Source organism: Nitrospira sp. KM1, from assembly GCF_011405515.1.
In the GTDB taxonomy this organism is placed as follows: domain Bacteria; phylum Nitrospirota; class Nitrospiria; order Nitrospirales; family Nitrospiraceae; genus Nitrospira_C.
Window position 1 is genome coordinate 1011572 of record NZ_AP022671.1, and the last position, 23654, is coordinate 1035225.

The window sequence follows — 23654 nt, forward strand, 5'->3', positions numbered from 1 at the left end:
GACGCGGCCGGGTGTGCCTTTTAGCGGCATGACATAAGGAGCTGCCATGGAACTGGGTTTTATTGGATTGGGTAAGATGGGAATGAACATGGTGACGCGCCTTCGGCGCGATCAACACCGCGTGGTCGTCTTCGACCGCTCGACTGAGATCATCAAGCAAGCTGAAACCCACGGCTGTATCGGCGCTTCCTCTCTTGCGGACTTGGTCGGCAAACTCGCCAGTCCGAAAACCGTGTGGGTGATGGTGCCGTCGGGAGTTCCTACCGAAGAGACCGTGCAGGCCGTGGCCGCGCTGCTGCAGCCCGGCGACATCATCGTGGATGGCGGGAATACACGCTATCATGACGACGTCCGCCGCGCGGAAGGCTTGAAGAAAAAGGGGATCCGATATGTCGACGCCGGTACGAGCGGCGGGATTTGGGGGTTGCAAGTCGGCTACTGTCTCATGGTCGGAGGAGAAAAAGAAGCGGTCGACCACCTCGCTCCGGCATTGACCACTCTCGCGCCGCCCAAGGGATGGGCACACGTCGGAGCCGTCGGAGCGGGCCATTATGTCAAGATGGTGCACAACGGGATCGAATACAGCATGATGCAAGGGTATGCGGAAGGCTTCGAATTGATGTCGAAGAGCGATTACAAATTGGATCTCGCGCGGATTGCCGATCTCTGGATGCAAGGCAGCGTGGTCCGTTCATGGCTGCTCGAGCTCGCCGCCAGCGCATTGAAGGACGATCCCAAACTCGAACACCTCAAAGGCTATGTGCAGGATTCCGGCGAAGGCCGATGGATGGTGGCCGATGCCATCGAGAAAGACGTGCCCGTCCCGACCTTGACGACCGCGCTGTTTACGCGCTTCCGGTCCCGGCAGGAACAGTCGTTTGCGGAAAAAATGCTGGCGGCGTTGCGCAATGCATTTGGCGGACATGCGGTGAGACGATAGAGGTCGACCATGCCTCCCGTCACGAAGATCAATATCAAGCCAGAACGCGAAACCGGTCCGCCGGTCGAGCCCTGTACCGTAGTTATTTTCGGAGGCTCCGGCGATCTCGCACGGCGCAAATTGATTCCCGCCCTCTACAACCTCCTGCTCGACGGACTCCTGCCCTCCAACTACGCCGTCTTGGGACTCGGACGGAAAACGATGACCGATGAGGAATATCGCGCAACGCTGCGCGAGGGCGTCGTCAAATTTTCCCGGCAAGCATTGGATGAGGACAAATGGGGAGCCTTTGCCAGGCATGTCTTTTACGTCTCCGGGGAAAATGAAAACCCGGCGACGTATTCCACGCTGAGGTCCCGCGCGGAGGAAGTCGAACGGCAGTTGGGACTGCCCGGGAACCGGATCTTCTATCTGAGCATTCCCCCCAGTTCCTTCACGGCGGTCTGCGAAGGGTTGGCCACAGCCGGCATGACAAGTCATTCGACATCGCCGGCCCCCTACGCCCGCATCATTGTCGAAAAGCCCGTCGGCCACGACTTGGCCTCGGCCAAGGACATCAACTCTGTCACCGCGCGCGTCTTCGACGAATCTCAGATATTCAGGATCGACCATTACCTTGGAAAAGAAACCGTACAAAACCTCATGGTCGTTCGATTCGCCAACATCATCTTCGAACCGATCTGGAATCACAAATATATCGACCACGTCCAGATTACGGTCAGCGAAGCCGAGGGGGTCGGCACCCGGGCCTCCTATTACGAAGAGGCGGGCGCCTTACGCGACATGGTCCAGAATCATATCCTTCAGTTACTGTGCCTCGTCGCGATGGAACCTCCCTATTCACTCGATCCTGACGTCGTGCGCAATGCGAAGATGGAAGTCCTTCGATGCCTGCGGCCGATCGTGGGGAAAGACGTCGAGAAATACACCGTGCGCGCGCAGTACGCCGGCGGCGCGGTCAACGGAACGGCCGTTCCGGGTTACCGGCGAGAATCCGGTGTCAAACCCAATTCCACGACGGAGACATACGTCGCTATCAAATGTTTCGTCGAAAACTGGCGCTGGTCCGGAGTGCCGTTCTATCTGCGCACCGGCAAGGCACTGCCCCACCGTGCCAGCGAAGTCGCCGTTCAATTCAAGGAGATTCCCCAAATCCTGTTCAACAGCAACACCCAACACCCGCAGCCACCGAATGTCCTCGCTCTTCGCATACAACCCGAAGAAGGGCTCTCGCTGCGGATTGTATCCCGTGTCCCCGGCACGAGGGCCTACACCCACCCGGTGGAAATGAATTTCGAGTACGCCGAAGTCTTCGGACGGCCTTCGCCGGAAGCCTACGAGCGGTTGTTGCTGGATGTGATGACCGGTGATGCCTCGCGATTCATGCGGCGGGACGCAGTCGAAGCCTCATGGGCCTGGATTACCAAAATTCTGGAAGGATGGCAGCAACAGGGCTCGCGCTGGCTGCCCGAGTATCCTGCAGGAACGAGCGGGCCGGTTGAAGCAGACCGGTTGATCCAGGAGGACGGCAGAAGCTGGCGGACCCTCTAATCCGATAGCGCCGATGACAACGTGTTGCGGATGGCCTCCTTCGTGCCGATTCCCCCGATGAATCGATCGAATTGCCCGTTGCGGTAGAGTGCGAGCGCCGGCAGCGAACGGATTTCCAACTCGGCTGGGATCTGAAAATTCTCATCCACGTTCATCTGTAGCATGAGGATACTGTCGGCGAGATCCGCTTGCAGGAGTCCAAGTTGCCGCATCAGCACGCGACAGCCGCCGCAACCCGGCTTCCAAAACGCAATCAACACAGGAACCGGTGAACGCTCGACCAACCGGTCAAAATCCAAGTCCGTGACGGCCCCGATCATCGTGTGTTCTCCGTCGAGGAAAAGGCCTCACCGAAAATCCGGTCATAGAGCAACGTCGCAAATTGCTGATAGCCCTCCGTACTAAGATGAAGGCCGTCGTTTGAATATTGCTCGGCAAGCTGTCTCGTCGTCGGCTCGGCCGTCGCTGTAAAGAGATCCACCCACGCGAGATCCTTAGATTCCGCATATCGCTGAATCAGCGCGTTTAATTCATCACGGCGGCCGAGATGCTGCTCGATGAACGTCTGCCCCTCCCGCCCCGCCTCCATGACATCAATACGAATGGAAGGAACAGTCACGGGAACCGGAACAATGCCGCCGGCGCGGGCGGTCTCATACATCTTAAGGAGATTCCGCATGATATCAGCCGGCTGGGCGTTCCACCCCAGGTCATTGGTGCCTCCGAGGATGACGACATAACGAGGGGTCCGGGCCAGTACATCTCGGCGAAAACGCATGGCCATCTCAGCCGTCAGTTCACCGCAAATTCCACTGATGGCAATTTGCACCTGAGGTCCAAGCCGCTGTTTCAAGAACTCACCGTATGGCGTCTGCACACCACCGGGATTTTCTCGAGTGGGAACCTGGTAACCGGCAGTGAGGCTGTCCCCGAAACACACGATATGAGAGGCCATCTGTACGTCTCCATATGAGGTCACTGGGAGGCGAGGCGCTCGGCGAATCTACAGACTCTCCGGTACCCGTGCAACCCCGGTGTATGTGCCAAACCGATCAGGTCGACCACGTCGACCTGATCTGGAATCCCGGCTTTTCTTGACGGATTCGCGCTCGCCAGGTAGTTGTGATTCTATGTCCGACCTTCAAAAAGCCCAGGACATGATGGCTGCCGCCATTGCATCCAAAGCTACGGATGACCCTGAACTGGTCTCCGTCAAACGCGTGCTCAAACTTCTCGATAAAACGGCTAAATCCAACAGGACATACGGTTCGACCAATCCGGTCGCACAGAAGTTCTCTCAACAACTCTTCGAAGAACTGTCCACTCATCTGTCCACCTACTCGAGACTCACGTTTCTGGTGCAACGTTCCGCGCTGATGTGCAAGGACCAGATCGTGTATCAGCCGGAACAGGATAGCACCGCCGAAAGCATCGCATTCAAGCTGTATGCCGACGGCATCCGCGAACTGTCCATCCTTCAGGGCGTAACGCAGGAAGAGCTGGGATACTTTCTCGATTCCTTGTGGAGTACGGCGGACGCCGGTAAGGACGACGACGACATTGTGACCCGTTTGTGGGCTAGAAACCTCTCGACTCTGACCGTTGTGACGGCGGAAGAAGTGGCCAAATCGTCCGGTGGCCATGACGGATTTCTCCTGCTCGACGCCAGTCTCAGTTCTTCGGACATGACGCTGAGAGAATTGCTCGATCGCGAACAGTCCCGCGGTAAAGGCCGAAGCGGCGCGAGCGGGGGAGAGGGTGCGGCGGAACAGGGAGGCGGCAGCGGAACGGGAGGAGGCTCCGCCAGCCGCCGGTTCAAATCCAACCTGATCGGCTATGAAGTCACTGAACAAGAACTCGATGCGCTGTCGAAGGAAGTTAGCGCGGAAAACCAGCGTGACGACACGCTATACGTCCTGGACATGGCCACGGCGATTCTGGCTTCTGAAAAATCTCCCCAACTCCTCACGAAGCTCTTCCGGTTATGGGGAAGCGTAGTGGATTCGCTCTTAAAGGACGGACGCTGGACAGTCTTGGAAAATGTGCTGGGGCAGTTGCACGAAACGGAGACGGTCCGACCCGACTTGAGCGAGGACCACAAACGTCAATTGGCTGCCGTCTTCGATGGTTTGAGCCATTCCGATCGATTGAAAACCATCGAGTCCTATCTAAATCGAACGCCGGGAGCCAATACCGAAGGCCTGTCGACCATTTTCTTTCTCATGAAACCTGACGCCGTACCCGGTCTGTGCTCCGTGTTGGCCAACCTGGAGGCCCCGGGACATCAGGCCATCGTAGCCGAAGCGCTCTTTACGCTGGCGAAAGACCATCCGGAACCGATCTTGCGCGGACTGGCCGATCGCCGGCCAGCCTATGTCCGGAATCTGCTCGCCATTCTCACCAAATGGAATAACCCCCGGTTCGTCGATTCGATCGAAAAGCTCATGCGCTACCCTGACATGCATGTCCGGAAGGATGTCATCAAAGCCTTGGGGTTGCTGCGTCCAAGCGGCAACGGCACAAAGCTGATTACATTCGTGACGGATGCGGATGAGTCCATCCGGTTGGCCGCACTGAAACTCCTTATGTCCGGGCAGTACACCGCTTCTTTTTCGAACTGGTCCACCTTGCTCTCATCAGAGGAGTTCATGGAACGGCATCTGAGCGAGCGGCGGGCCGTCTATCACGCCGTGCGGGCCACGTCCGGCGACGAAGCCGTTCCGTATTGGCAACAACTGTTCACGGAATGGAACTGGACTCACCGTAAGAAAAAGGAAGAGCTGGCCATCTTGGCTGCCGAAGCGCTCGGCAAGTTGGCCACGCCGTCAGCGATCGAGTCGCTGGAAATTGGGCAGAAGAAAGGCGCCTCATCCGTCCGGCAGGCCTGTGCCATGGCTCTGTCCCACATTCAGAAGCAGCAACGGGCCAAAACTCCGTTGTCGGCGAACTCGTAAGGAGCGGGTATCGTGCACGACGCCAAGGTCTCCACAGCTGGCCCCGACGACGATCAAGTCCAGCCGCTGCTGACCCACGAAAAATCTCTCTCCCATAAGATTGCCGAAGGATCAGAGGCCGGCGATATCCTCGATCAACAGATGGTGATGCTGGGATTCCAGCTCATCACGCATTTGAACACCCTGATCAAGACATCCAGAATTCACGGACGCACCAACGCGGCCCTGGATAAGCCGGTCGAGGCCATGCTGACAATCGTCGCCACACTGACTCACGACCAGCCTGTCACCCTACGTCTTCAAAACGACTTCCTATTTCTCGGCGACAGCCATCTCAAGGTCAACGCGCAACAAATGATGGTAGTGACCAGCATCATCGATGCCATGAACAAGTGGCGCATCGGCGGCGTGACATTTTCCGCCTCGATCACCTCAAAGGATCTCAGGGAATTCTCCTACCTCTTCGTCACGCTCGACCCATCAGCCATGTCCGTCGAGGAGTTTCGCAGCGAATTGAAGGATCACGGTGTCTCCGGCATCGAGATCGAAGATCCCAGGGAACTCGTCCTACGGGAGGAAAAGGGAGGTACGGGTCGGGGTACCTCTTCCGAACCCGACTCCAAGGCCCAGCACAAGACCAACTCCAAAGCCGCGTATGGAAAGGCAGCCAATGCCCTGGGCCACCTCTCGCAGACGGCGCGCGACGGCGGGACCCTGAGTTTCAAACAAGCCAAGCGGGCGATTCAAAACATCGTCGATCTGATGATGCACGACGAATCGACGCTGCTCGGTCTCACGAATTTGCGCTGTCACGACCAATACACACACAACCACTCGGTCAACGTCGCTCTGCTTTCGATGGCCTTGGGCAATCGGGCGGGATATCCAAAGGTCGATCTCGCCGATCTTGGCATGGCAGCCTTGTTTCACGATGTCGGCAAATGCGCGATCTCCCTGGATATTCTGAATAAGCCCGGAGAGTTCACGCAGCAGGAATGGGACATCATGCGGACGCATCCCACAGAAGGTGTGCTGACGCTTATTGAACTGCGGGGACTGGCAAACGTGCCGGCCAGAATGGCTTCGGCCTCATTCGAACATCATATGAACTACGATTTCTCCGGATATCCAAAGCTCGCAGTGCCGTGGACCCAAAGCCTTTCGAGCCGAATTGTCACGATCGCCGATTGCTACGACGCCATGACGTCGTCCAGAGTGTACCGTCGCGAACCGCTTTCGCCCTCCAATGTATTGAAGTTCATGTTCGGCAAGAGCGGCCAGTCATTCGACCCCGTCCTGCTCAAACTGTTCGTCAACTGTGTCGGGATCGTCCCCATAGGAAGCGTCGTCTTGTTGGAGTCCGATGAACTGGCCGTCGTGCTGAAGCCTGCCGCCGACAAGAGCAACGCCGAACGTCCCACAGTGAAAATCATCGCCGACCCTCAGGGGAATCCGAAAGAAGACGGTCACGATGTGGATCTCACCGTCAAAGACGACGCAGGAGTCTACCTCAACAGCATCGTGCGACTGATCGACAATGCGGAGTATAAGTTCGACATCGGCAGATATTTTGTGTAGGCATTCCACCGCCTTGACAGCGCCCTGCCCCCCAGCTATCCTCCCGGGTTGAATTCACGCATTGCTGTCCCACTCATGGAGGAGTGCCTCATATGTCTATGAAGTTTCTGATCAGGAAGGCCGTCCTTCCTGTCGCTGCCATCGGTGCCCTGACGGTCGGTCTCGCCTCGACGATTGACGCGGCTGAGGCATTCAAAATGGGAGTGGTCGATCCGCAGTCCGTGCTTGAAAAATCAAAAGCAGGAAAGAAAGCCCTTGACGGACTGAAAGAATATGTCTCCACCCGCCAAAAACTCTTGTCCCGCGACGAAGAGGAATTGCGCAACACAGAAAAGACGCTGAAAGAGGCCTCGGCCAAACTCAGCGAGACCGAGAAAAAGGACAAGGAAACCCAATTCCGCTCGAAAATTCAGGACTATCAAAAGCGGGCGCAGGAGTTCAACCAGGAACTTCAAGGGAAACAGAAGGAACTGGTGGACGAGTACATGAAGAAAATCGCGGCGGCAACTCAGACCGTCGCGGAAAAGAACGGGTTCTCGCTTGTTGTGGACAAAGGCAGCGAACAAACGGTCAAGATTGTCATCTACAACAAAGACGCGATTGATCTGACCGAGCAAGTGATCAAAGAGTTCGACCGCGTCAACAACAAATAGCCTTCCTTCGACGACAGGGTCCCCCCCCGGACGGGACCCGTCATGTCTCCATTGGATAGTGCGCCTCTCTCCAGGCTTTGATGCCTCCGTCCATTGAGACGACATTGGTATAGCCCATTTGCTGCAGTGCGTCCGCGGCAAGAGCCGACCGGTACCCTCCTCCGCAGTACAGAATGATCGGCGCCTGCTTATCCGGAACGGCGGTTTCGATATCGCGCTCGATGATGCCTTTCCCAAGATGGCAGGCCCCCTTCGCATGATCTTTGGCATACTCAGAATCTTCCCGCACATCGATGAAATGGGCCACCTCCCCGCGGTCCAGCCGCGATTTGGCCTCCGCCACCGTACATTCTTTGACTCGTTGCCGTGCCGTCTCGACCAACTTCAGAAACCCCTCGTTGTGTTTCATGCCACTCTCCCTCATTGTTGTTCTCATCAAAAAAGAGTCGTCTGCCCGGTCGCTGGACGCCGGAACGTCCTCGGCACTTCCCCGTCTTTGGAAGCACGAAATCCCGCTTTCCGGCTGCTGAGGTCGAACAATTGCTCCACCATAGTCCAATAAGGGCCGCTTCCATGATGGCGGGAAAAAAATGCGCTGTTGTTCATGGCCCCGCCGCGAACCTCCTGAATACGATGCCTGATCTTCCTCACCCGATCCGGGAATGCTTCCGCCATTCGCTCGAGAAATACCTCTTCGAGGGAGCCCGGCAGCCTCAGGAGTGAGGTCATCGCCTCGACCGCCCCTGCACCCTTGGCTTGATCCAATAGGTCGGGAATATCTTCGTCGTTCAGCCCGGGAATAATCGGAGCGATGGAGATTCCGGTCGAGATCCCCGCCGCGGCCATCGACCTCATGACCTCGAATCGTTTTCGCGTAGAGGCCACATGCGGCTCGACCTGGCGCGCCACTGTATCATCGGCGAAGGGAATACTGAAGTAAACCCGGAGCCATGCCTCGCCATCCAGTTGTTGCAACACATCGAGGTCTCGGAGCACCAACGAGCCCTTGGTAATAATGGCAACCGGGTTCCGGTATTCCGCACAGATCTCCAAACATTGACGGGTGATTCCGAGCGAGGCCTCGATCGGTTGATAGCAATCGGTATTACCCGAGAACACGATCAAGTCCCCTTTCCATGACGGCTTGTCGAAGAGCCGGCGGAGCAACTGAGGGGCGTCGCGCTTGATGACGATCTTGGATTCGAAATCCGTCCCCGCGCCGAATCCCCAATATTCGTGCGACGGTCTGGCATAGCAATAGGCGCAGGCATGGAAACAGCCGCGGTACGGGTTCAAGCTCCAGCGAAACGGCAAATCCGGACTTTCGTTCTTGCTGAGAATTTCTCTTGTGGCGTCCTCGTAGAGCTGAAGCCGGACATGAGGGGCAGGTTCCAACAAATCCCGATGCTGAGATTCAAAGGGATTCGGAGGATTGTCTATGGTGCGCATGGCGCATCGTCTCTTCTCGGAGCACGCCTTGTCAACCTCGCATGCCCTTGGCGTTGATTGACTCCGATACACCTCGATGCTAGATTCCTGCCGCTCATTTCACGGGGAATTGTATGCACGATTTGCGAGCGCTCAGGGACAATCTGGATGCGATTCGGGAACGGCTCGGGCCGCGCGCAGCCGATGTCGGATGGGATGTGCTCCGCAAGCTCATCGAAGAACGCCGCGCCCTAACCGCCCAGGTGGAGCAATGGCGGCATGAACTCAAGAAAGGCTCCGAAGAAGTCGCGAGATTGAAGAGAGAGAAACATCCGGCCGACGACGCCGTCGCTGCGATGAAAGCCGTCGGCGAGCGCATCACGCAGGGAGAGTCGGAGCTTCGCGATGTGGAGAGCCGTCTCAACGACACCGCGCTCCGTATTCCCAATCTCCCTCACACCAGCGTGCCGGCAGGGCGGGATGCGTCCGACAATGTGGAAGTCCGTCGGATCGGAACCCTTCCCTCACTGAGCAGTCCCGCAAAGAGCCATTGGGAACTCGGCGAGACTTTGGGCATCCTGGATTTTGACCGGGCCGCGAAAATCGCCGGCGCGCGATTTGCGGTGCTGACCGGCGCCGGGGCGCGACTTGAGCGTGCGCTCATCAACCTCATGCTCGATACGCATACGGGTCGGCACGGATATCGGGAGGTCATCCCTCCCTTTCTTGCCAATCGTCAGACCATGACCGGGACCGGACAGCTTCCCAAATTCGAAGAGGATCTGTTTCGACTCCGCGACGAAGAGTTTTTTCTGATTCCAACGGCTGAAGTTCCGCTGACCAATCTCCACCGCGAAGAAACGCTTGCCGAGGATTCGCTTCCGATCCGCTATACGGCCTATACGCCCTGTTTCCGCCGCGAAGCCGGATCGTATGGCAAAGACACCAAAGGTCTGATCCGCCTGCATCAGTTCAATAAAGTCGAACTGGTGGCATTTACCAAGCCTGACCAGTCGTATGATGAATTGGAACGGCTGACCGGGCACGCCGAGACGATATTGCAGAAGCTGGAGCTTCCGTATCGCGTGGTCACTCTGTGCACCGGAGACATTGGATTCTCCGCCGCGAAGACATACGATATTGAAGTCTGGCTGCCGTCGCAGAAACAGTACCGTGAGATTTCATCCTGCAGCAATTTTGAGGCGTTTCAGGCAAGACGCGCGGGCATCCGTTTCAAAGCCGCCGGAAACAAAAAGGATTCGAAGACAGACTTTGTTCACACGCTGAATGGATCCGGACTCGCCGTCGGCAGAACCGTCGTCGCCATCCTGGAGAACTATCAGCAACCGGACGGTTCAATCTTGATACCCGATGCATTACGACCGTATATGGATGGGATGGAGCGGATTGTTGCTGAGGGGTGATCGCCGGCGTCTGTCAACAAGGCCTACGGCTATTCTGAAAAGACACGACAGCCGAACATGTCGGCAATTGTTCCGACGTTCAGAGGATACGCGACTCTATAATTGTTAATATGATCGGGAAATATCACGGAGGGGTGACGGAGCGGCCGAACGTGCCGGTCTTGAAAACAGATTTAGACCCTCAAGAACCTCCGAAAACCGCATAAACAGCGGCTTCTGATTGGACAGGATGGGTCATCTGTGGCTCATCCTGTTCTCATTTCCGCGCCCCAAGTGGACCCCGCTAACGACGTACATTCTTACCTGCTGATCCTACCTTCCCTACCTCTCTTCCTCTAACTCCGATGCCGCTCTCTTACAACCGGCACACCCCCCCACCGGCATTGGCAATCGGTCCCATTTGGGGTTTGCCCCACCAGGGCAAAAATGGCCACGGAACCGCTTACAAACGGGATTCCCCCTAATTTCAACCCACGAACGCGCTACAGACCAGGAGTCCATGCAGACCGGTAGGAGCGGAGAGTCCAGCCCATGTGTCTGTTCGGGCAGGTCCGCTAATCCTGGAATGCTAGTCCGAGTTTGAACTATTTAGCACTTCTTGAGCTGCCCGGTTAGCTCATCAATACATTTGTGATGCCCTGGAATGTGGCCATGCGGAAAGTGCGATTTTTTCTCCACCTTGGACAAATCCAGATTTGTCGCCTTCGTTGCAACGTACGCCCAGATTTCTGCAAGGTCGGCTTCCGCCGTGTCCGTAAGACGAAGGGTCAGGGTTTGGCTAATAATTTCCTCCCTCGCGCCATAATTTTTCTCGGATCAAAGTCGGTGACGCGCCCAGCGGCAAGATCCGCCACGAGACACGTCTCTTGACAGATCCACGAAAGCATGTGACATTATGTCACATGCGGCCTGGATCGTTACGGGAAGCCCGAAAGACCCTTGGGATGACTCAGGAGACCCTCGCGCAGACTCTGCACTGCACCCGCCGATCGATCATCCGCTATGAAGATGGCACTGTTCCGATTCCCATGGCGGTGGAATTAGCCCTCATGCAGCTCAGCTCCGCCCAGATTCCGCTAGCGGGAGTGGTTGCGGCTGGGGCACCCATTGAACCGATTCCTCAGATGGAACGCGTCGAGGTGCCGAAAAGCATGGTCGGTCGTGGCGAGACCTTCGCCCTTCGTGTGAAAGGCACGTCCATGCAGAATGAGGGCATCTTTCCAGGTGACATTGTCGTGGTGCAGAAACACTCGTCTGCCAGCAATGGCCAGACCGTGATCGCTTTGGTAAACGGCGAGGCCACGATCAAGACGTACCTCCGTAAGGCCGGTACAGTAGAACTCCATCCCGCCAATGACGCCATGCAGCCGATTATCATCAAGCCCTCGGACAGTTTCCAGATCGAAGGCATTGTCGTCGGCGTCATCCGTCACCTCCGAAAGTGAGGCTCAGGCCGTTGGCACCATGGATCGCCAGATTGTCTGCTTTGGGATTCCTGCCTTTGAAGTCGCCGTTGCTCGGCTTCACAGTCCCAGCCTCTCGACTCGACCACTGGCCATCGCTCCGTTAAATACCTCCCGGGCCTGCCTACGTGAAGTCTCATCCGAAGCGGAACAGGCAGGCCTTGGGATTGGCATGTCCGTCGAGCAGGCCCGACGGGTCTGTCCCTCCCTGCACGTCCTCTCCCCGGATCCCTCTCGCGTCCGTACGGCGGAGGAGTGTTTGCTTCAGGTCGTGAGACGCTACGCTCCGGTCTGGGAACCGGTTCAACCTGGTTTCTTCGTGATGGATCTGACCGGGACCGGACGACTCTTCGGACCAGCCTCTGATGTCGCGGCGAAGGTCCAGCATGAGGTGCTCGCTCAGTATCGACTTGATGGGGTCGCCGGTGTTGGGAGCAACAAGCTGGTGGCTCAGACTGCAGCGACGTTGATTCAGCCGTCAGAACTGTATGATGTCCGCCCAGGGTCGGAGCCGGTGTTCATGGCACCGCTGTCGGTACGCACCCTGCCAGGTCTGCAGCGGCCCTGCATGCGGCAAGTCTTGTCACGGCTCGATGATTTGAACCTCGACCGGCTCGGCGATGTCGCGGAGAGCCCGGTTGATGCGCTGGAAGTCGCATTAGGAGACTACGCCGGGCAGCTCTCTCGCTGGGCCCAAGGGATTGATTCATTGCCGGTGCTGCCACCGGCGAGTCAGCCTCATCTCGAAGAGATGGTCTTATTGGACCCGGATGAGATCGATGATTACGTGCTGACTGGCCGATTGCTCGACACGCTGCAACGGCTCTGCCGAATGCTGCGGAGTCAGCGCCGCGTCTGTGGCCGTCTGTCCCTCACGATCCGCTACCGCGATCACCTTGAAGTGACCAAACAAGAGCGCGTCACGCCCGAGACCTGCTGGGAATGTGATCTGTCCCCCGTGGTGCGGTCGCTCTTTCAGAAATGCATGCGTCGGCGCATTCGACTCCGTGCCATGACGCTCAGCATGGCCGGCTTGACTGGATTTGCCCAGCAAGGCGTGCTGTTTGATGCCCGGCCTGTCGAGGAACAGCGTCGGCAGGAGCGGGCTAAGAAGCTCTCCGTCGCGCTCGATCAGCTCCATGCTCGATTCGGTGAGCAGGCCATTCGGTATGGGAGGAGTGATTGAGTGGCCTTCGTCCACCTGCATACACATTCGTCCTTTTCGCCGATGTGGGGTATCCCGACAGTGAAGACCCTCTGTCAGGCAGCTCAATCACAGGGACAGGACTATCTCGCCCTCACAGATACCAATGGGCTGTATGGCGCGATCCGTTTTCTGGAGGTCGCCCGTGAGCATGGACTGAAGCCGATCATCGGTACGGAACTCGTCTCCGATCAGCACCGGGCCGTGTTGCTCGCGAAGAATGTCACGGGGTACGGCAATCTTTGCCGGATTCTCTCCGCTCGCCACTGCGATGCGTCCTTTGAGTTCATCGAGACCGTGACGCGGCATCGCACGGGACTGGTGTTGCTGTCCGATGATCCTGTCGCCCTGACTGCCTGGCTGGCGGAGTCGGAAGAGGATCTCTATGTCGAGTTGACCCCGGGTCTCGCCTTATCAGACATGGTCGCGTTGAGCCGGAGACAACGACTGCCGCCGGTAGCCACCACCCGCGCCGCGTTCCTGCACCCAGCCGACTATGAGGCCCATCGGTTGCTACGAGCGATCGCTGAAAACACGACCCTCTCACGACTCAAGCCGGGGCACTGTGCGCTCCCCTCTCACTGGCTCATGCCTGAACGTGTGCTCGCTGGACATCTGCCCCACGTGCCAGTAGCTGTCGCCAACTCACGGAGCATTGCTGAGCAGTGCTACACCGAGTGGGACTTCAAACAGACCATCTTTCCCTCCTTCCGTCAGCTCTCCTCGGACGCCGCCTTTGAAACCCTGCGCCGCAAGACCTATGACGGCGCCATCTGGCGATATGGTGCCTTGTCTCCCGTCGTCCGAGAGCGCATCGAAAAGGAACTCACCGTGATCTGTGACAAGGGCTATGCCGACTACTTTCTCGTGGTGGATGAAATTGTCCGTCAAGCGCCACGAACCTGTGGTCGAGGATCTGCTGCCGCGTCGATCGTGTCCTATTGTCTCGGGATTACCCATGTGGATCCGATTCGACATCATTTGATGTTTGAACGATTTCTCAATCCCGGGCGTGACGATCCGCCAGACATCGACATTGATTTCCCATGGGACGAGCGACCAAAGATTCTCGACTGGGTGTTTGCCCACTATGGACACCAACACGCGGCCATGGTCGCCAATCAGAACACCCTCGCCTCTCGGGCCGCCTTGCGTGAGATTGCGAAGGTGTATGGCCTGCCCGCCGGTGAGATTGGCAAGGCGCTGAATTTTCTCCAGCGGCGAGCGGACTTCGTCGATGTGCGACCAGGGACGACGGTGCAAGACTGGGCGCGGGACGTCTGCAGGGCCTTGAACCTGAGGAACCCTTGGCCAGAGATTCTCTATTGGTCCACGCAATTGGACGGTCATTTCAGGAATCTGAGCCTCCATCCCGGCGGTGTCGTGTTAGTTCCGGATGAGATCCGGCGTTATGTACCGGTTGAGATCTCCGCTTCTAACTTGCCAGTGATCCAATGGGAGAAGGATCAAACCGAAGACGCGGGGCTCGTCAAAATCGATCTCTTAGGCAATCGCTCGCTCGCTGTCATCCGGGATGCCATCGCGGCCGTCGCCCGCAACACTGGCCGGGTCATTGACTATGCGACGTGGGACCCGATCACTGATCCGGCCACCAATGACCTGATTCGGCGCGGCGAAACGATGGGCTGCTTCTATGTGGAGTCTCCCGCAACTAGACTGTTACTCAAGAAGCTCTGGGGTGGGATGCCACCAGAGCGACACGCCGTGGCCGATGTCTTTGAATATCTCGTGGTGGTGTCGTCGCTCATACGCCCCGCTGCGAATGTGTTCGCCGATGAATTCGTGCGTCGAGCCCATGGGCAGCGCTATCAGTCACTTCATCCCTTGTTTGATGAGGTCCTCGCGGAGACGCACGGCATCATGGTTTATCAGGAAGATGTCATGAAAGTGGCGGTCGCACTAGGTGGCTTTTCCGTGGAAGACGGCGATCAGCTTCGGAAGGTGTTGAGCAAGAAGCACAAGGAACGGCAACTACGAGACTATCAATGCCAGTTCTATCAGGGAGCCATGGCCCGTGGTGTGGAGTGTCGCGTGATCGATGCGATCTGGGCCATGATCATGAGCTTCGCCGGCTATAGCTTCTGTAAGCCGCATAGTGCGAGCTATGCCCAGGTCAGTTTCAAATCAGCCTACCTGCGAGCCCACTATCCAGCGGAGTTCATCGCCGCAGTCGTGAGTAATCAAGGCGGCTACTACTCGGCCTTCGCGTACCTCTCGGAGGGACGACGGATGGGGCTGACGATCCTGCCGCCGGACATCAACGCGAGTGTGTGGGTCTATACCGGATCAGGGACCATCGTTCGAGTGGGTCTGATGCAGATCAAAGGCGTGCAAGAAGACCTCGTCACACAGATCGTTGTGGAGCGAGAAACGAACGGTCCTTACCGATCGCTGTCAGAGTTTCTGAGTCGCGTGAAGCTCGACTACGCGCAAGCGAAATTGTTGATCAAAGCCGGATGCTTCGACTCCATCGCTGGAGAACTCACCAGACCAGCCCTTTTGTGGCGTGTCTTTGCCGCGCAAGCGGCCAAGCCACCGAGCTCCATCCCCATTCCCACGGAGTATTCAGCCCAGAAAAAACTGCAGCACGAGCTCGCCCTCTTTGGCTTTCCCTTACACTGTCACCCACTCGATCTGTTTACGGAGCTACTGGCTGCGACCACTCACATATTCGCGAAGGACTTAAATCAGTATGTCGGGAAAGAAGTGACCCTCATCGGTTGGCTTCTTACTGAGAAGATCGTCTCCACCAAGAAAGGTGAGCCGATGGAGTTTATGACTCTGGAGGATCAGACCGGGATGTATGACGCAACGGTGTTTCCCAACACCTACCGAACCTACTGCCATCTGCTCGCGGCGAACCAAGCTTACATGCTGACAGGCCTGGTAGAAGAGCAGTTCTCAACTGTCACGGTCACCGTGAAAACCCTCCAACTCCTGACCACCGGTGGAATCCCGGCACCGAGTGAGTCTCTTGAGGAGCAAAGCGTGTAGCCAGTACACTCTCACCCCATGCTCCTCTCTCCCTTCATTCGCTTCGGGACCTCCACCTGGACCTATGAAGGCTGGCAAGGCCAGGTCTACTTGAAGAAGTATGCCAAGACGACCTTTGCGCGGGAATGCCTGGGCGAGTATTGTCAGTATCTCCACAACGGTGACCCGTGCTTTCGCACGGTCGGCAATGATTCCACGTTCTACCGTCCACCGACAGCCAACCAACTGCGACACTATCTCAATCAGATCCCCGAAGACTTTGAGATGTGCTTCAAGGTGTGGGAGGAGATCACCATTCCGACTTACGCGAAGCAGGCTCGGTATGGCACAAAGGCTGGACAACCGAATCAACGATTTCTTGATGCAAAGCTCTTCAATGATCTCGTGCTCACACCTTATCGAGAAGCCAAGTTCGAGCCACACACCGGCCCATTCTTGTTTGAATTCCAACGGCACGGGATGTCGAGTGAGGAATTCTGCTCGCGCCTAAATACGTTTTTTGGTCAACTCCCCCAGGACTTTCGCTATGCGGTTGAAATCCGTAACGCGGGGTTACTGGGTCAGGACTATCGCAACGTCTTGGAGAATCACGGCATCGCCCATGTCTACAATTATTGGTCCTACATGCCTTCGTTACGGGACCAGCACCAACGGATGGAAGAGCGCTTCACGGCGCCCTTCACGGTCCTGCGTCTCCTCACGCCGCTTAAGATGTCCTATGAAGCAGCGAAGAAACGAGCGGAGCCGTATACGAAGATTGTGGAAGAGCTGCCAGAGATGCGGCGAGAGACGGTGGAACTGGTGAAACAAGTGATGGCAGAGAAGCGAACGGCCTATGTTTTGGTGAATAACCGCAGCGAAGGGAATGCTCCCCTCACAATACAAGCTCTACGGAATGCGCTCCAAGTGGCGGAGACATGAGCTTTGCCTATTTCCATTTTTCTGCTCCCCATACCTCGCGGGCGTCTGTGATCATTGTGCATCCGATTGGGGAGCCGCACAAGGTTGAAAGGCGTCAGGGAGTGCTGGCAAGGGAAACGCCGAGGCCGGAGCTGGAGATCCCGACAAGAAGGGCTGAGCGCTCGTGTCGCTCAGCCCTTGTCGCCGGCTAGAAGCTATTTCCCGACAATGTCTCCACGTAGCCCGCCGATAATTGCAAGGAGCTCACCCTTCTCAGGCTGTGGCACCTTGAACTTGTCAAGCGTGGTGACGAGGTGTGCTGCCACCTGATCAAATTGTATATCTGTGATTTTCATTCCCTGATGCGTGGCTGGCATGGCCCGCCCGATATACGTACAGGGGCCACCGGTTGCTGCACAGACCATTAACACGTTCAATTGTTTGAAGCGCGCCTGTCTGTCAGGTGGCAATCCTCCAAAGGATGACGCCAGTTTGGGATCAGCAAAGAGCCGGTTCCCAAAGTCACTGACCACAGCGGAGATGGCGTCGTACCCACCGAGGCGTTCATAGAGAGTTTTCTGACTCCCCGCTTGTGTAGATGGAGGGGAACCGGCTGTAGCAGATCGAGGACTGCCGGTTACGAACACAAGCAGACCTCCAAGTGCTGCTGATACGACGAAGACCTTACATGCTGTCCGTGCACTCGTTGTTATAGCCATGACATACCCCCTTTAGAAAAATTGATTTGGAACCTACGAAAACTACATAGGCATCTGTAGATGTTTATCGAGGAAATATCTGTCATGGAGATGACAAAGCCGAATACAGAGATCATGCCGAGATTACCGACTATTCGATCAAATCCCACAGAACTCTCTGATGATGAAGCGAACGGTGTCACTCTGCCAAACCATATGATGAGCGATTGGCTCACCCTGTGTTATGAAAATGCCAGCCTTGGATCTTCGCACACGGTGGTGTGTGGTGTATGGAGAACGATACAGCGTGAACGATCGCAATGGCTTAGGCCTCCATTTTCAAAGCAGGTTCTAGTACCTCGGCTACTGCAATGCATAGAGTGGCCCGATTTCATCAGGCTCGTCCTTCTACAGAGGCCTGTGAAATTAGGAGACGGTCAGCCTATCGCAGGGGAAGAGGGTCAGACATAACCCATGTGAAATGAAGAACCCCGCCCTTACAGGCGGGGTCTCCTTACAATTCAAGCTACGCTTGACCCGTCTCCTGCTCGCGCTGGTGCCGTACATACGGGCGAATCGTGACTTCGCTGATGCCCATCACAGAGTTTCATCGACGGCCATCTTTGCACCAGGCGAGCAACAGACGGCTCCTGGCTCACACCCCCACCCTCCCAGGTGGGGAACTCCCGCGTCATTAGAACCGAAGCAGACTTCCGAAGGTGACGGTGTTTATTCTGGCTGCTTCTTCTTCATAACTGAGTTTCCATCGTCCGTGTAGATACCCAATCGAAAGTGCGAGCGCCTCGGTCAACTGATATCGTGCCAACACTTCCCCCTGGTAAATCTTTTCGCGCGCGCCAAGAAAGTCATCACCAGGCAAACCCGACGTGTAGTTGGTTTGCTCAAGATCAAAGCCTCCTAGCAGGGTGAGTTTATCCGTGAAACGCGCCTCCAACTCCGCTTCGACATAGTGTGTGACATAGGAGATGTCCTCTCCAATTTGTGGATTGTGTCTCCCGTCAGCCAGCCCTCGCTCGTAGTGGTATCCGACCACCAATCCGATTCCTGGCTTGATTTCCCACATGATATGTGTCCCAAGAGTCCAAAAGCGAGTATTCCGATGCGCAAAGCTCTCGTTGTACGATCGGTCTCCGTATCGAGCTAACCCGCGAATGGTGACATTCTCGAGTAGCTTACGCTCCAGTTCTGCCGTTCCAAAGTGTGTCGTGACGTACTCACCCCCACGATCCGATGATCGTAATTCACCGGGACCGTGATTGCCCAAGAAGAGGTGCGGACCGTAGTGATACCGCATCCGGAAGATAGTCTCTCCTCCTGGAAGTGCTTGAGTCAGCTGCGCGCCATACGTGCCATGAGAAAAAGCGGCCTGGTCGGTAAAGACAAACCCTTGGGCTCGTGCCGTCAGGTCGGTTCTCCCCCAGCTCGATTGCAATGATCGCGTGAGGTGGGCAACGGGTTCAAACACCCCGCTTGAACCTTGACCGGTGGTCTGAATGACCGGTTGTGTAGGATCCTCTTGCAGTGACAATCGCTGAGACGCCGAGAACAGCGCAACGTCATCGGTATAGAACGCATTCATCTCTCCGCCAACATGCCATCCTGATTCAGACTCGACGTCCATCTTCATATCCTTCATCTCAGAGGCGTCCAAGCTCATATCAGTTTCAGCCTGGGCCTGGGAGCACAGCAGCAACAACACCAGGAACGGCCACCCACACCATCTAATTAGCTGTACTTTCACGCACGCCACCAATTTGTATTGAAAGCATTCTTTAATGCCGAACCATTCGCCCCTGGATCTAGCGAGAGCCTCACACGACTGTCCGAATACACATAGCGCCTGCACTGGTATTCACTTTTTCCTCAAATCTTGTACGCAGGAGAGGCCCAACAGGGAGTTTCATCGCACGCAATACCCCCCTCGTTTACTTGTAATAGATAAATGCAAACTGGCGTTGTAGGCTTGGTTCGTACTTTATAGGGAAAGCGCACACATTTCTGTCACTTATAAGACAAGGAGTTCAAATTTCTCGTATTCACTGAGGGGAATGCCCCCGCTGAAATCAATTCGCAGCTTGGTTTCAGTGGAACAAACATGGTCTTGAGAATGCCTGACATGCAGCTGTGGGTAGGCGAGCAGTAACCCTCTTCCACCTGGGGTCGGCCTTGCAGTTCTTTGAATAGCTATGGTTGCCGAAGCCCGATGAGGGTTCGCCGCTTCTCAAGCGAAGTCTTGAGTTACGGATATCAGGAGGCCTCTTTTATTTTGCGAGGCTTCTCACATAATGAACAAGCTTCCACACTTCCTCGTCCGATAAATCCGGGAACGCCATCATCCCTGTCCCTGAAGAACCGTACTTGGTAATCCAGAACAGTTGCCCGTCAGAAATCTCGCGCATCATCGCACTGCATGTGAAATCGCGCGCCGGCGGCATCATTCCCCCGCTGACCGGTCCTTTCCCCTCTCCCCGCTTGCCGTGGCACAGCGCGCAGGCCATCGGCTTCGCGTCGTGAAGATACAATCCTTTTCCCACCTGAAGGACGTCGCTGGAAGCAGGAAGCGGATTCGTCTTAGCTAACATGTCTTCTGGAGCATTGGCAGTTTTCCTCGGCTGAACACAGGAACTGTTTTGCCCCCCTTCGGAGTCGGCCGCTACAGCCTGCTGGGTGAATGGGATAAGCCAGAGGATCACGGCCATCGTTGCTATCACGTTCTGTTTTGTCCTCATTGAATTCATCGTGCACTCCTTTTATTACAGAAGCCTTAGTAGGCATCCTGTTGAGTCCGAGCACCTTCGATCTGTATCAGTCGTCAGGGTGATGCTTGATCTCCGTGCGACTTTCCATTTGTGGTACTCCGGAGTTACCTCTCGATCATGATCGGCAAAGGATGCGGAGTGTGCGTTCGACGCCCACCGGCGGATGCCCGGCCCTCTCAGGCTTCGGATAGAATGGCTCGATGATTGCCGCCAGTCCCCTCACACCGAATGACATGACCTCTCTCATCAAGAAACCGCTCGAGACGGTACCTTCCAATGAGGTCTTGGAAAGTGGCACGTATATCCGTGGGGATTTCGCTCGAGATAATCTTGATGTTCAGGTTCCGCCACCCAAAATGGACCTGCGGGCCGAACCTCCGTCACCACCTTGCCGGGCCAAAGGCCCGACGCATCGACATCGGCGATGACTTCCTCTGCTGTTCGGCGTTGAGTATCGGACGTGTAGTAAATTCCTGATCGATAGGACATGCCCACATCGTTGCCCTGGCGATTCAGTGTGGTCGGGTCGTGAATTTGAAAAAATACCTCCAGTAGAGTGCGGAACGCCAGCTTGTCACGGTCAAACACGACTTCAATCGCCTCTGCATGGGTACCATGACGACGATAGGTGGCGTTCGGCACATCGCCACCGCTATAACCTACCCTGGTTGAAAGCACTCCTGGCAGCTTGCGAATGAGACCCTGCATCCCCCAGAAACACCCACCGGCCAATATGACCGTTTCTGTTTGACTCATATAACGCTCCTTAATCATCATCTCACAGGACGGAGAGACCGCCGCTGCGACGTTTTCACGTACCGCAGAATGTTTGATAGCAGGCCGTCACCTCAGCAGGAGCCGGGGTGGCGTAGGCGTCCAGTTCAGGGTCTTCATCAAACGGTCGAGTGACGGCTTTCAACAGCCGCTCGAATGGTGCAAGGTCCGTATTGTCCGTGGCGGCAGCCAACGCTTCTTCAACGCGATGATTTCGAGGAATGTACAACGGGTTCACGCGTCGCATTGCTGCAGCCCGCGCCTCCGTCTTCAAGGACTCGCGGTCGAGACGCATGCGCCACTGTCTCAACCACATTGCGAGTGCTGAAGGCTCACGAAACACCGCCTGAAGGGGACGGTCGTTACCCTCCGCTGCGTCGACGAGGTATCGCCAGGCGAGCGTGTAATCGGCGCCTCGTGCGTGGAGCAATGCCAACCATTCATTGGCCAGTACGTCGTCTCCCTCCTCCGTTGTCGCAAGGCCAAGTTTCTTCCGAATGCCTGCAAGCCAATAATCATAATAGCGAGCGGGAAACGTTTCTAAAATCTCGAGAAACGGGGCAACCTTAGACTCTCGTGAGCCATTGGTCATCACCGGAGCAATGGCTCCGGCAAGACGTGCTAAATTCCAACGTATAATGTGCGGCTGGTTGTGATAGGCATACCGACCCTGCGTGTCGATCGAGCTAAACACCGCATGCGGGTCATATGCCTCCATAAACGCACAGGGCCCGTAATCGATGGTCTCGCCGGAGATCGTTGTGTTGTCCGTATTCATCACGCCATGGATGAAACCAACCAACATCCAGTGCGCGACAAGACTCGCCTGTCGATCAGCCACGGCCCGGAACCATTCCTGATACCGATGAGGATGGTCGGCGAGCTGAGGATCGTGCCGTCGAATTGCATAATCCACGAGTCGTTGTACCTGGTGTGGTTCCTCACGGGCCGCGAAGAATTCAACGGTGCCGATTCGCAGATGACTGGCCGCGACGCGCGTCAATACAGCCCCCGGCAGTGGACGTTCACGAAAAACTGATTCGCCTGTCCAGACCGCGGCAAGTGCGCGTGTGGTCGGAATACCCATGGCATGCATGAATTCTCCGATGAGGTATTCCCGAAGGACCGGACCTACCGCTGCCTTTCCATCTCCACCACGAGAGAAGGGGGTTGGTCCAGACCCCTTTAAAGCCAAATCTCTGCGTAGACCATCCTTGTCTACCACCTCACCGAGGAGCAGCGCCCGGCCATCACCGAGTCGCGGTGCGAAGTGCCCGAACTGATGACCTGCGTAGACCTGGGCGATCGGTGTTGCTCCGACCAGCGTTTCGTTTCCAGAAAGGAATGCACTACCTGCTGGGCCATTCAGTATTTCTATCGGTAGACCCAGTTGAATACCTAGGTCCGTATTCAAGCGAAGAAGCTTTGGAGAGGGCACCGGAGTAGGTTGCCAGGGAACGTACATACCTTCGAGTTCCCTGGCATAGGTATTGTCAAACTGGATAAGCGTATCCATCATGAAAATCTGTATGACATCGCCACCAGTCAACCTCTCCCCTCAAGGCTCACAATGGCAGCCCTCAATCTCGGGCTATTGTTTTTGTAAAACCGGATAGCCCAGCGTGTAGATCCATTTGTCGGCTTCAGCTGCGTGTGCAGGGGCCAATCCCTTAGCAGGCATGTGACAGGGGATACATTCCGCTTTATAGTTTTTCGTGACAGAGTGAGTCATGTCTTCCTTGTTGAAGAGCCCCCAGGCCCACCCGTCTCCCCACACCTTCGAATCTTTATACCGTCCCTTTGTATCACGCACGAGCACAAACCAGCCCTTGACGGTGGTAGCATGGCCGACTGCAAGCCCGGTACTCATCGCCATCGTCTCTGCGTTTAAGAGTTCCTTTACCAGTACGGCGCCGTCCGGGAACTGCCCAGTCTTTTTATAGTGGGCAATCGTTGAGGGCTGCGTATACACCGTGTGATACTCATGAAGGCCCGGACCACTTTTCTCCAGTTTCTCATCCGCATTGGCGTGAGCCCAGGTGCCAAGTGTGGGCCAGTCTCTGTAGTTATCCGGGACGCGGAGCGCCCCCGTAGCCGTATCGACATTCGGTGCAAACGGTCCTTCTTGCTCCGCATTGGATAAGCCGGTCAGCCACAGAGCCCCACATGCAATAGCAACAACTCCCAAAAGCATTTTCTTCATGATCCCTCCCTTTACCTAATGATAGTTATGATTACCCAGCACTAAGAGTATCGAAATGGTGAAATAAGAATACACTTTGGCTCGCCAAG

At 56.2% G+C, this 23654-nt stretch carries 20 protein-coding genes; 10 read left to right on the forward strand and 10 right to left on the reverse strand.

The genetic code is table 11. The annotated features are described in order from the left end of the window. The first annotated feature begins 46 nt into the window (after positions 1-46). Positions 47-940: a phosphogluconate dehydrogenase (NAD(+)-dependent, decarboxylating) gene (gene gnd / locus W02_RS04780; protein WP_173045312.1), complete on the forward strand. Its 894-nt coding sequence runs from the start codon at positions 47-49 to the stop codon at positions 938-940. A 9-nt stretch (positions 941-949) separates the two neighbouring features. Next, positions 950-2491, forward strand: coding sequence for a glucose-6-phosphate dehydrogenase (gene zwf, locus W02_RS04785; RefSeq protein ID WP_173045314.1), 1542 nt, complete (start codon positions 950-952; stop codon positions 2489-2491). On the opposite strand, the gene W02_RS04790 is transcribed toward zwf, so the two are convergent. Next, positions 2488-2811 (reverse strand): co-chaperone YbbN, encoded by a 324-nt coding sequence (locus tag W02_RS04790; RefSeq protein ID WP_173045316.1) that lies wholly within the window; start codon positions 2809-2811, stop codon positions 2488-2490. The two genes, zwf and W02_RS04790, sit on opposite strands and share 4 nt — an antisense overlap. Further along, on the reverse strand, positions 2808-3446 hold the full coding sequence (locus W02_RS04795) for a GDSL-type esterase/lipase family protein (RefSeq protein ID WP_173045318.1): 639 nt from the start codon (positions 3444-3446) through the stop codon (positions 2808-2810). The genes W02_RS04790 and W02_RS04795 overlap by 4 nt, the downstream gene beginning before the upstream one ends. 175 nt (positions 3447-3621) lie before the next feature. On the opposite strand from W02_RS04795, the gene W02_RS04800 reads away from it, so the two are divergent. The 3 genes from W02_RS04800 to W02_RS04810 all read left to right on the forward strand — a co-directional run bounded on the left by W02_RS04800 (position 3622) and on the right by W02_RS04810 (position 7676). Further along, on the forward strand, positions 3622-5445 hold the full coding sequence (locus W02_RS04800) for a HEAT repeat domain-containing protein (RefSeq protein ID WP_173045320.1): 1824 nt from the start codon (positions 3622-3624) through the stop codon (positions 5443-5445). Positions 5446-5457: 12 nt separating this feature from the next. After that, entirely contained in the window at positions 5458-7023 is a 1566-nt protein-coding gene (locus W02_RS04805; RefSeq protein ID WP_173045321.1) for an HD-GYP domain-containing protein, read from the forward strand. Between the two features lie 92 nt (positions 7024-7115). Beyond that, entirely contained in the window at positions 7116-7676 is a 561-nt protein-coding gene (locus tag W02_RS04810) for an OmpH family outer membrane protein (RefSeq protein WP_173045324.1), read from the forward strand. A 40-nt stretch (positions 7677-7716) separates the two neighbouring features. Here the strand turns inward: W02_RS04810 and W02_RS04815 are convergent, their stop codons facing one another. Continuing rightward, a complete protein-coding gene (locus W02_RS04815; protein WP_173045326.1) occupies positions 7717-8085 on the reverse strand; it encodes a rhodanese-like domain-containing protein in 369 nt (122 codons plus the stop codon). Between the two features lie 26 nt (positions 8086-8111). Further along, positions 8112-9125, reverse strand: coding sequence for a PA0069 family radical SAM protein (locus W02_RS04820; protein ID WP_173045328.1), 1014 nt, complete (start codon positions 9123-9125; stop codon positions 8112-8114). Positions 9126-9238: 113 nt separating this feature from the next. On the opposite strand from W02_RS04820, the gene serS reads away from it, so the two are divergent. The 5 genes from serS to W02_RS04845 all read left to right on the forward strand — a co-directional run bounded on the left by serS (position 9239) and on the right by W02_RS04845 (position 17131). Beyond that, positions 9239-10528: a serine--tRNA ligase gene (gene serS, locus W02_RS04825; protein ID WP_173045330.1), complete on the forward strand. Its 1290-nt coding sequence runs from the start codon at positions 9239-9241 to the stop codon at positions 10526-10528. 887 nt (positions 10529-11415) lie between these two features. After that, on the forward strand, positions 11416-11973 hold the full coding sequence (gene lexA / locus W02_RS04830; RefSeq protein ID WP_255458562.1) for a transcriptional repressor LexA: 558 nt from the start codon (positions 11416-11418) through the stop codon (positions 11971-11973). Between the two features lie 19 nt (positions 11974-11992). After that, positions 11993-13177 (forward strand): hypothetical protein, encoded by a 1185-nt coding sequence (locus tag W02_RS04835; RefSeq protein ID WP_173045334.1) that lies wholly within the window; start codon positions 11993-11995, stop codon positions 13175-13177. Beyond that, positions 13178-16210, forward strand: coding sequence for a DNA polymerase III subunit alpha (locus W02_RS04840; protein WP_232068650.1), 3033 nt, complete (start codon positions 13178-13180; stop codon positions 16208-16210). Positions 16211-16228: 18 nt separating this feature from the next. Continuing rightward, complete coding sequence (locus W02_RS04845; protein WP_173045337.1) at positions 16229-17131, forward strand: DUF72 domain-containing protein; 903 nt, start codon at positions 16229-16231, stop codon at positions 17129-17131. Between the two features lie 194 nt (positions 17132-17325). Here the strand turns inward: W02_RS04845 and W02_RS04850 are convergent, their stop codons facing one another. The 6 genes from W02_RS04850 to W02_RS04875 all read right to left on the reverse strand — a co-directional run bounded on the left by W02_RS04850 (position 17326) and on the right by W02_RS04875 (position 23565). After that, positions 17326-17829: a group 1 truncated hemoglobin gene (locus tag W02_RS04850; RefSeq protein WP_173045339.1), complete on the reverse strand. Its 504-nt coding sequence runs from the start codon at positions 17827-17829 to the stop codon at positions 17326-17328. Positions 17830-18502: 673 nt separating this feature from the next. Next, positions 18503-19450, reverse strand: a complete 948-nt coding sequence (locus W02_RS04855; RefSeq protein ID WP_173045341.1) for a hypothetical protein — start codon at positions 19448-19450, stop codon at positions 18503-18505. 640 nt (positions 19451-20090) lie between these two features. Next, entirely contained in the window at positions 20091-20567 is a 477-nt protein-coding gene (locus tag W02_RS04860) for a c-type cytochrome (RefSeq protein WP_173045343.1), read from the reverse strand. A 267-nt stretch (positions 20568-20834) separates the two neighbouring features. After that, complete coding sequence (gene msrA / locus W02_RS04865; protein WP_173045345.1) at positions 20835-21344, reverse strand: peptide-methionine (S)-S-oxide reductase MsrA; 510 nt, start codon at positions 21342-21344, stop codon at positions 20835-20837. A 55-nt stretch (positions 21345-21399) separates the two neighbouring features. Continuing rightward, positions 21400-22881, reverse strand: coding sequence for a YdiU family protein (locus W02_RS04870; RefSeq protein ID WP_173045347.1), 1482 nt, complete (start codon positions 22879-22881; stop codon positions 21400-21402). A gap of 72 nt (positions 22882-22953) precedes the next feature. Next, positions 22954-23565 carry a cytochrome P460 family protein gene (locus W02_RS04875; RefSeq protein ID WP_173045349.1) on the reverse strand — a complete coding sequence of 204 codons (612 nt, stop codon included), beginning with the start codon at positions 23563-23565 and terminating at the stop codon, positions 22954-22956. Positions 23566-23654: the final 89 nt, after the last annotated feature.

What these genes read in the sequence shown, in the direction of transcription:
- W02_RS04845 (WP_173045337.1), top strand. Translation starts at nt 16,229, where the DNA reads ATGCTCCTCTCTCCCTTCATTCGCTTCGGGACCTCCACCTGGACCTAT.
- W02_RS04820 (WP_173045328.1), bottom strand. Translation starts at nt 9,125, where the DNA reads ATGCGCACCATAGACAATCCTCCGAATCCCTTTGAATCTCAGCATCGG.
- msrA (WP_173045345.1), bottom strand. Translation starts at nt 21,344, where the DNA reads ATGAGTCAAACAGAAACGGTCATATTGGCCGGTGGGTGTTTCTGGGGG.
- W02_RS04860 (WP_173045343.1), bottom strand. Translation starts at nt 20,567, where the DNA reads ATGAATTCAATGAGGACAAAACAGAACGTGATAGCAACGATGGCCGTG.
- zwf (WP_173045314.1), top strand. Translation starts at nt 950, where the DNA reads ATGCCTCCCGTCACGAAGATCAATATCAAGCCAGAACGCGAAACCGGT.
- W02_RS04810 (WP_173045324.1), top strand. Translation starts at nt 7,116, where the DNA reads ATGTCTATGAAGTTTCTGATCAGGAAGGCCGTCCTTCCTGTCGCTGCC.
- W02_RS04850 (WP_173045339.1), bottom strand. Translation starts at nt 17,829, where the DNA reads ATGGCTATAACAACGAGTGCACGGACAGCATGTAAGGTCTTCGTCGTA.
- W02_RS04875 (WP_173045349.1), bottom strand. Translation starts at nt 23,565, where the DNA reads ATGAAGAAAATGCTTTTGGGAGTTGTTGCTATTGCATGTGGGGCTCTG.
- W02_RS04835 (WP_173045334.1), top strand. Translation starts at nt 11,993, where the DNA reads ATGGATCGCCAGATTGTCTGCTTTGGGATTCCTGCCTTTGAAGTCGCC.
- W02_RS04800 (WP_173045320.1), top strand. Translation starts at nt 3,622, where the DNA reads ATGTCCGACCTTCAAAAAGCCCAGGACATGATGGCTGCCGCCATTGCA.
- W02_RS04790 (WP_173045316.1), bottom strand. Translation starts at nt 2,811, where the DNA reads ATGATCGGGGCCGTCACGGACTTGGATTTTGACCGGTTGGTCGAGCGT.
- gnd (WP_173045312.1), top strand. Translation starts at nt 47, where the DNA reads ATGGAACTGGGTTTTATTGGATTGGGTAAGATGGGAATGAACATGGTG.
- W02_RS04855 (WP_173045341.1), bottom strand. Translation starts at nt 19,450, where the DNA reads ATGGACGTCGAGTCTGAATCAGGATGGCATGTTGGCGGAGAGATGAAT.
- W02_RS04870 (WP_173045347.1), bottom strand. Translation starts at nt 22,881, where the DNA reads ATGATGGATACGCTTATCCAGTTTGACAATACCTATGCCAGGGAACTC.
- serS (WP_173045330.1), top strand. Translation starts at nt 9,239, where the DNA reads ATGCACGATTTGCGAGCGCTCAGGGACAATCTGGATGCGATTCGGGAA.
- W02_RS04795 (WP_173045318.1), bottom strand. Translation starts at nt 3,446, where the DNA reads ATGGCCTCTCATATCGTGTGTTTCGGGGACAGCCTCACTGCCGGTTAC.
- W02_RS04815 (WP_173045326.1), bottom strand. Translation starts at nt 8,085, where the DNA reads ATGAAACACAACGAGGGGTTTCTGAAGTTGGTCGAGACGGCACGGCAA.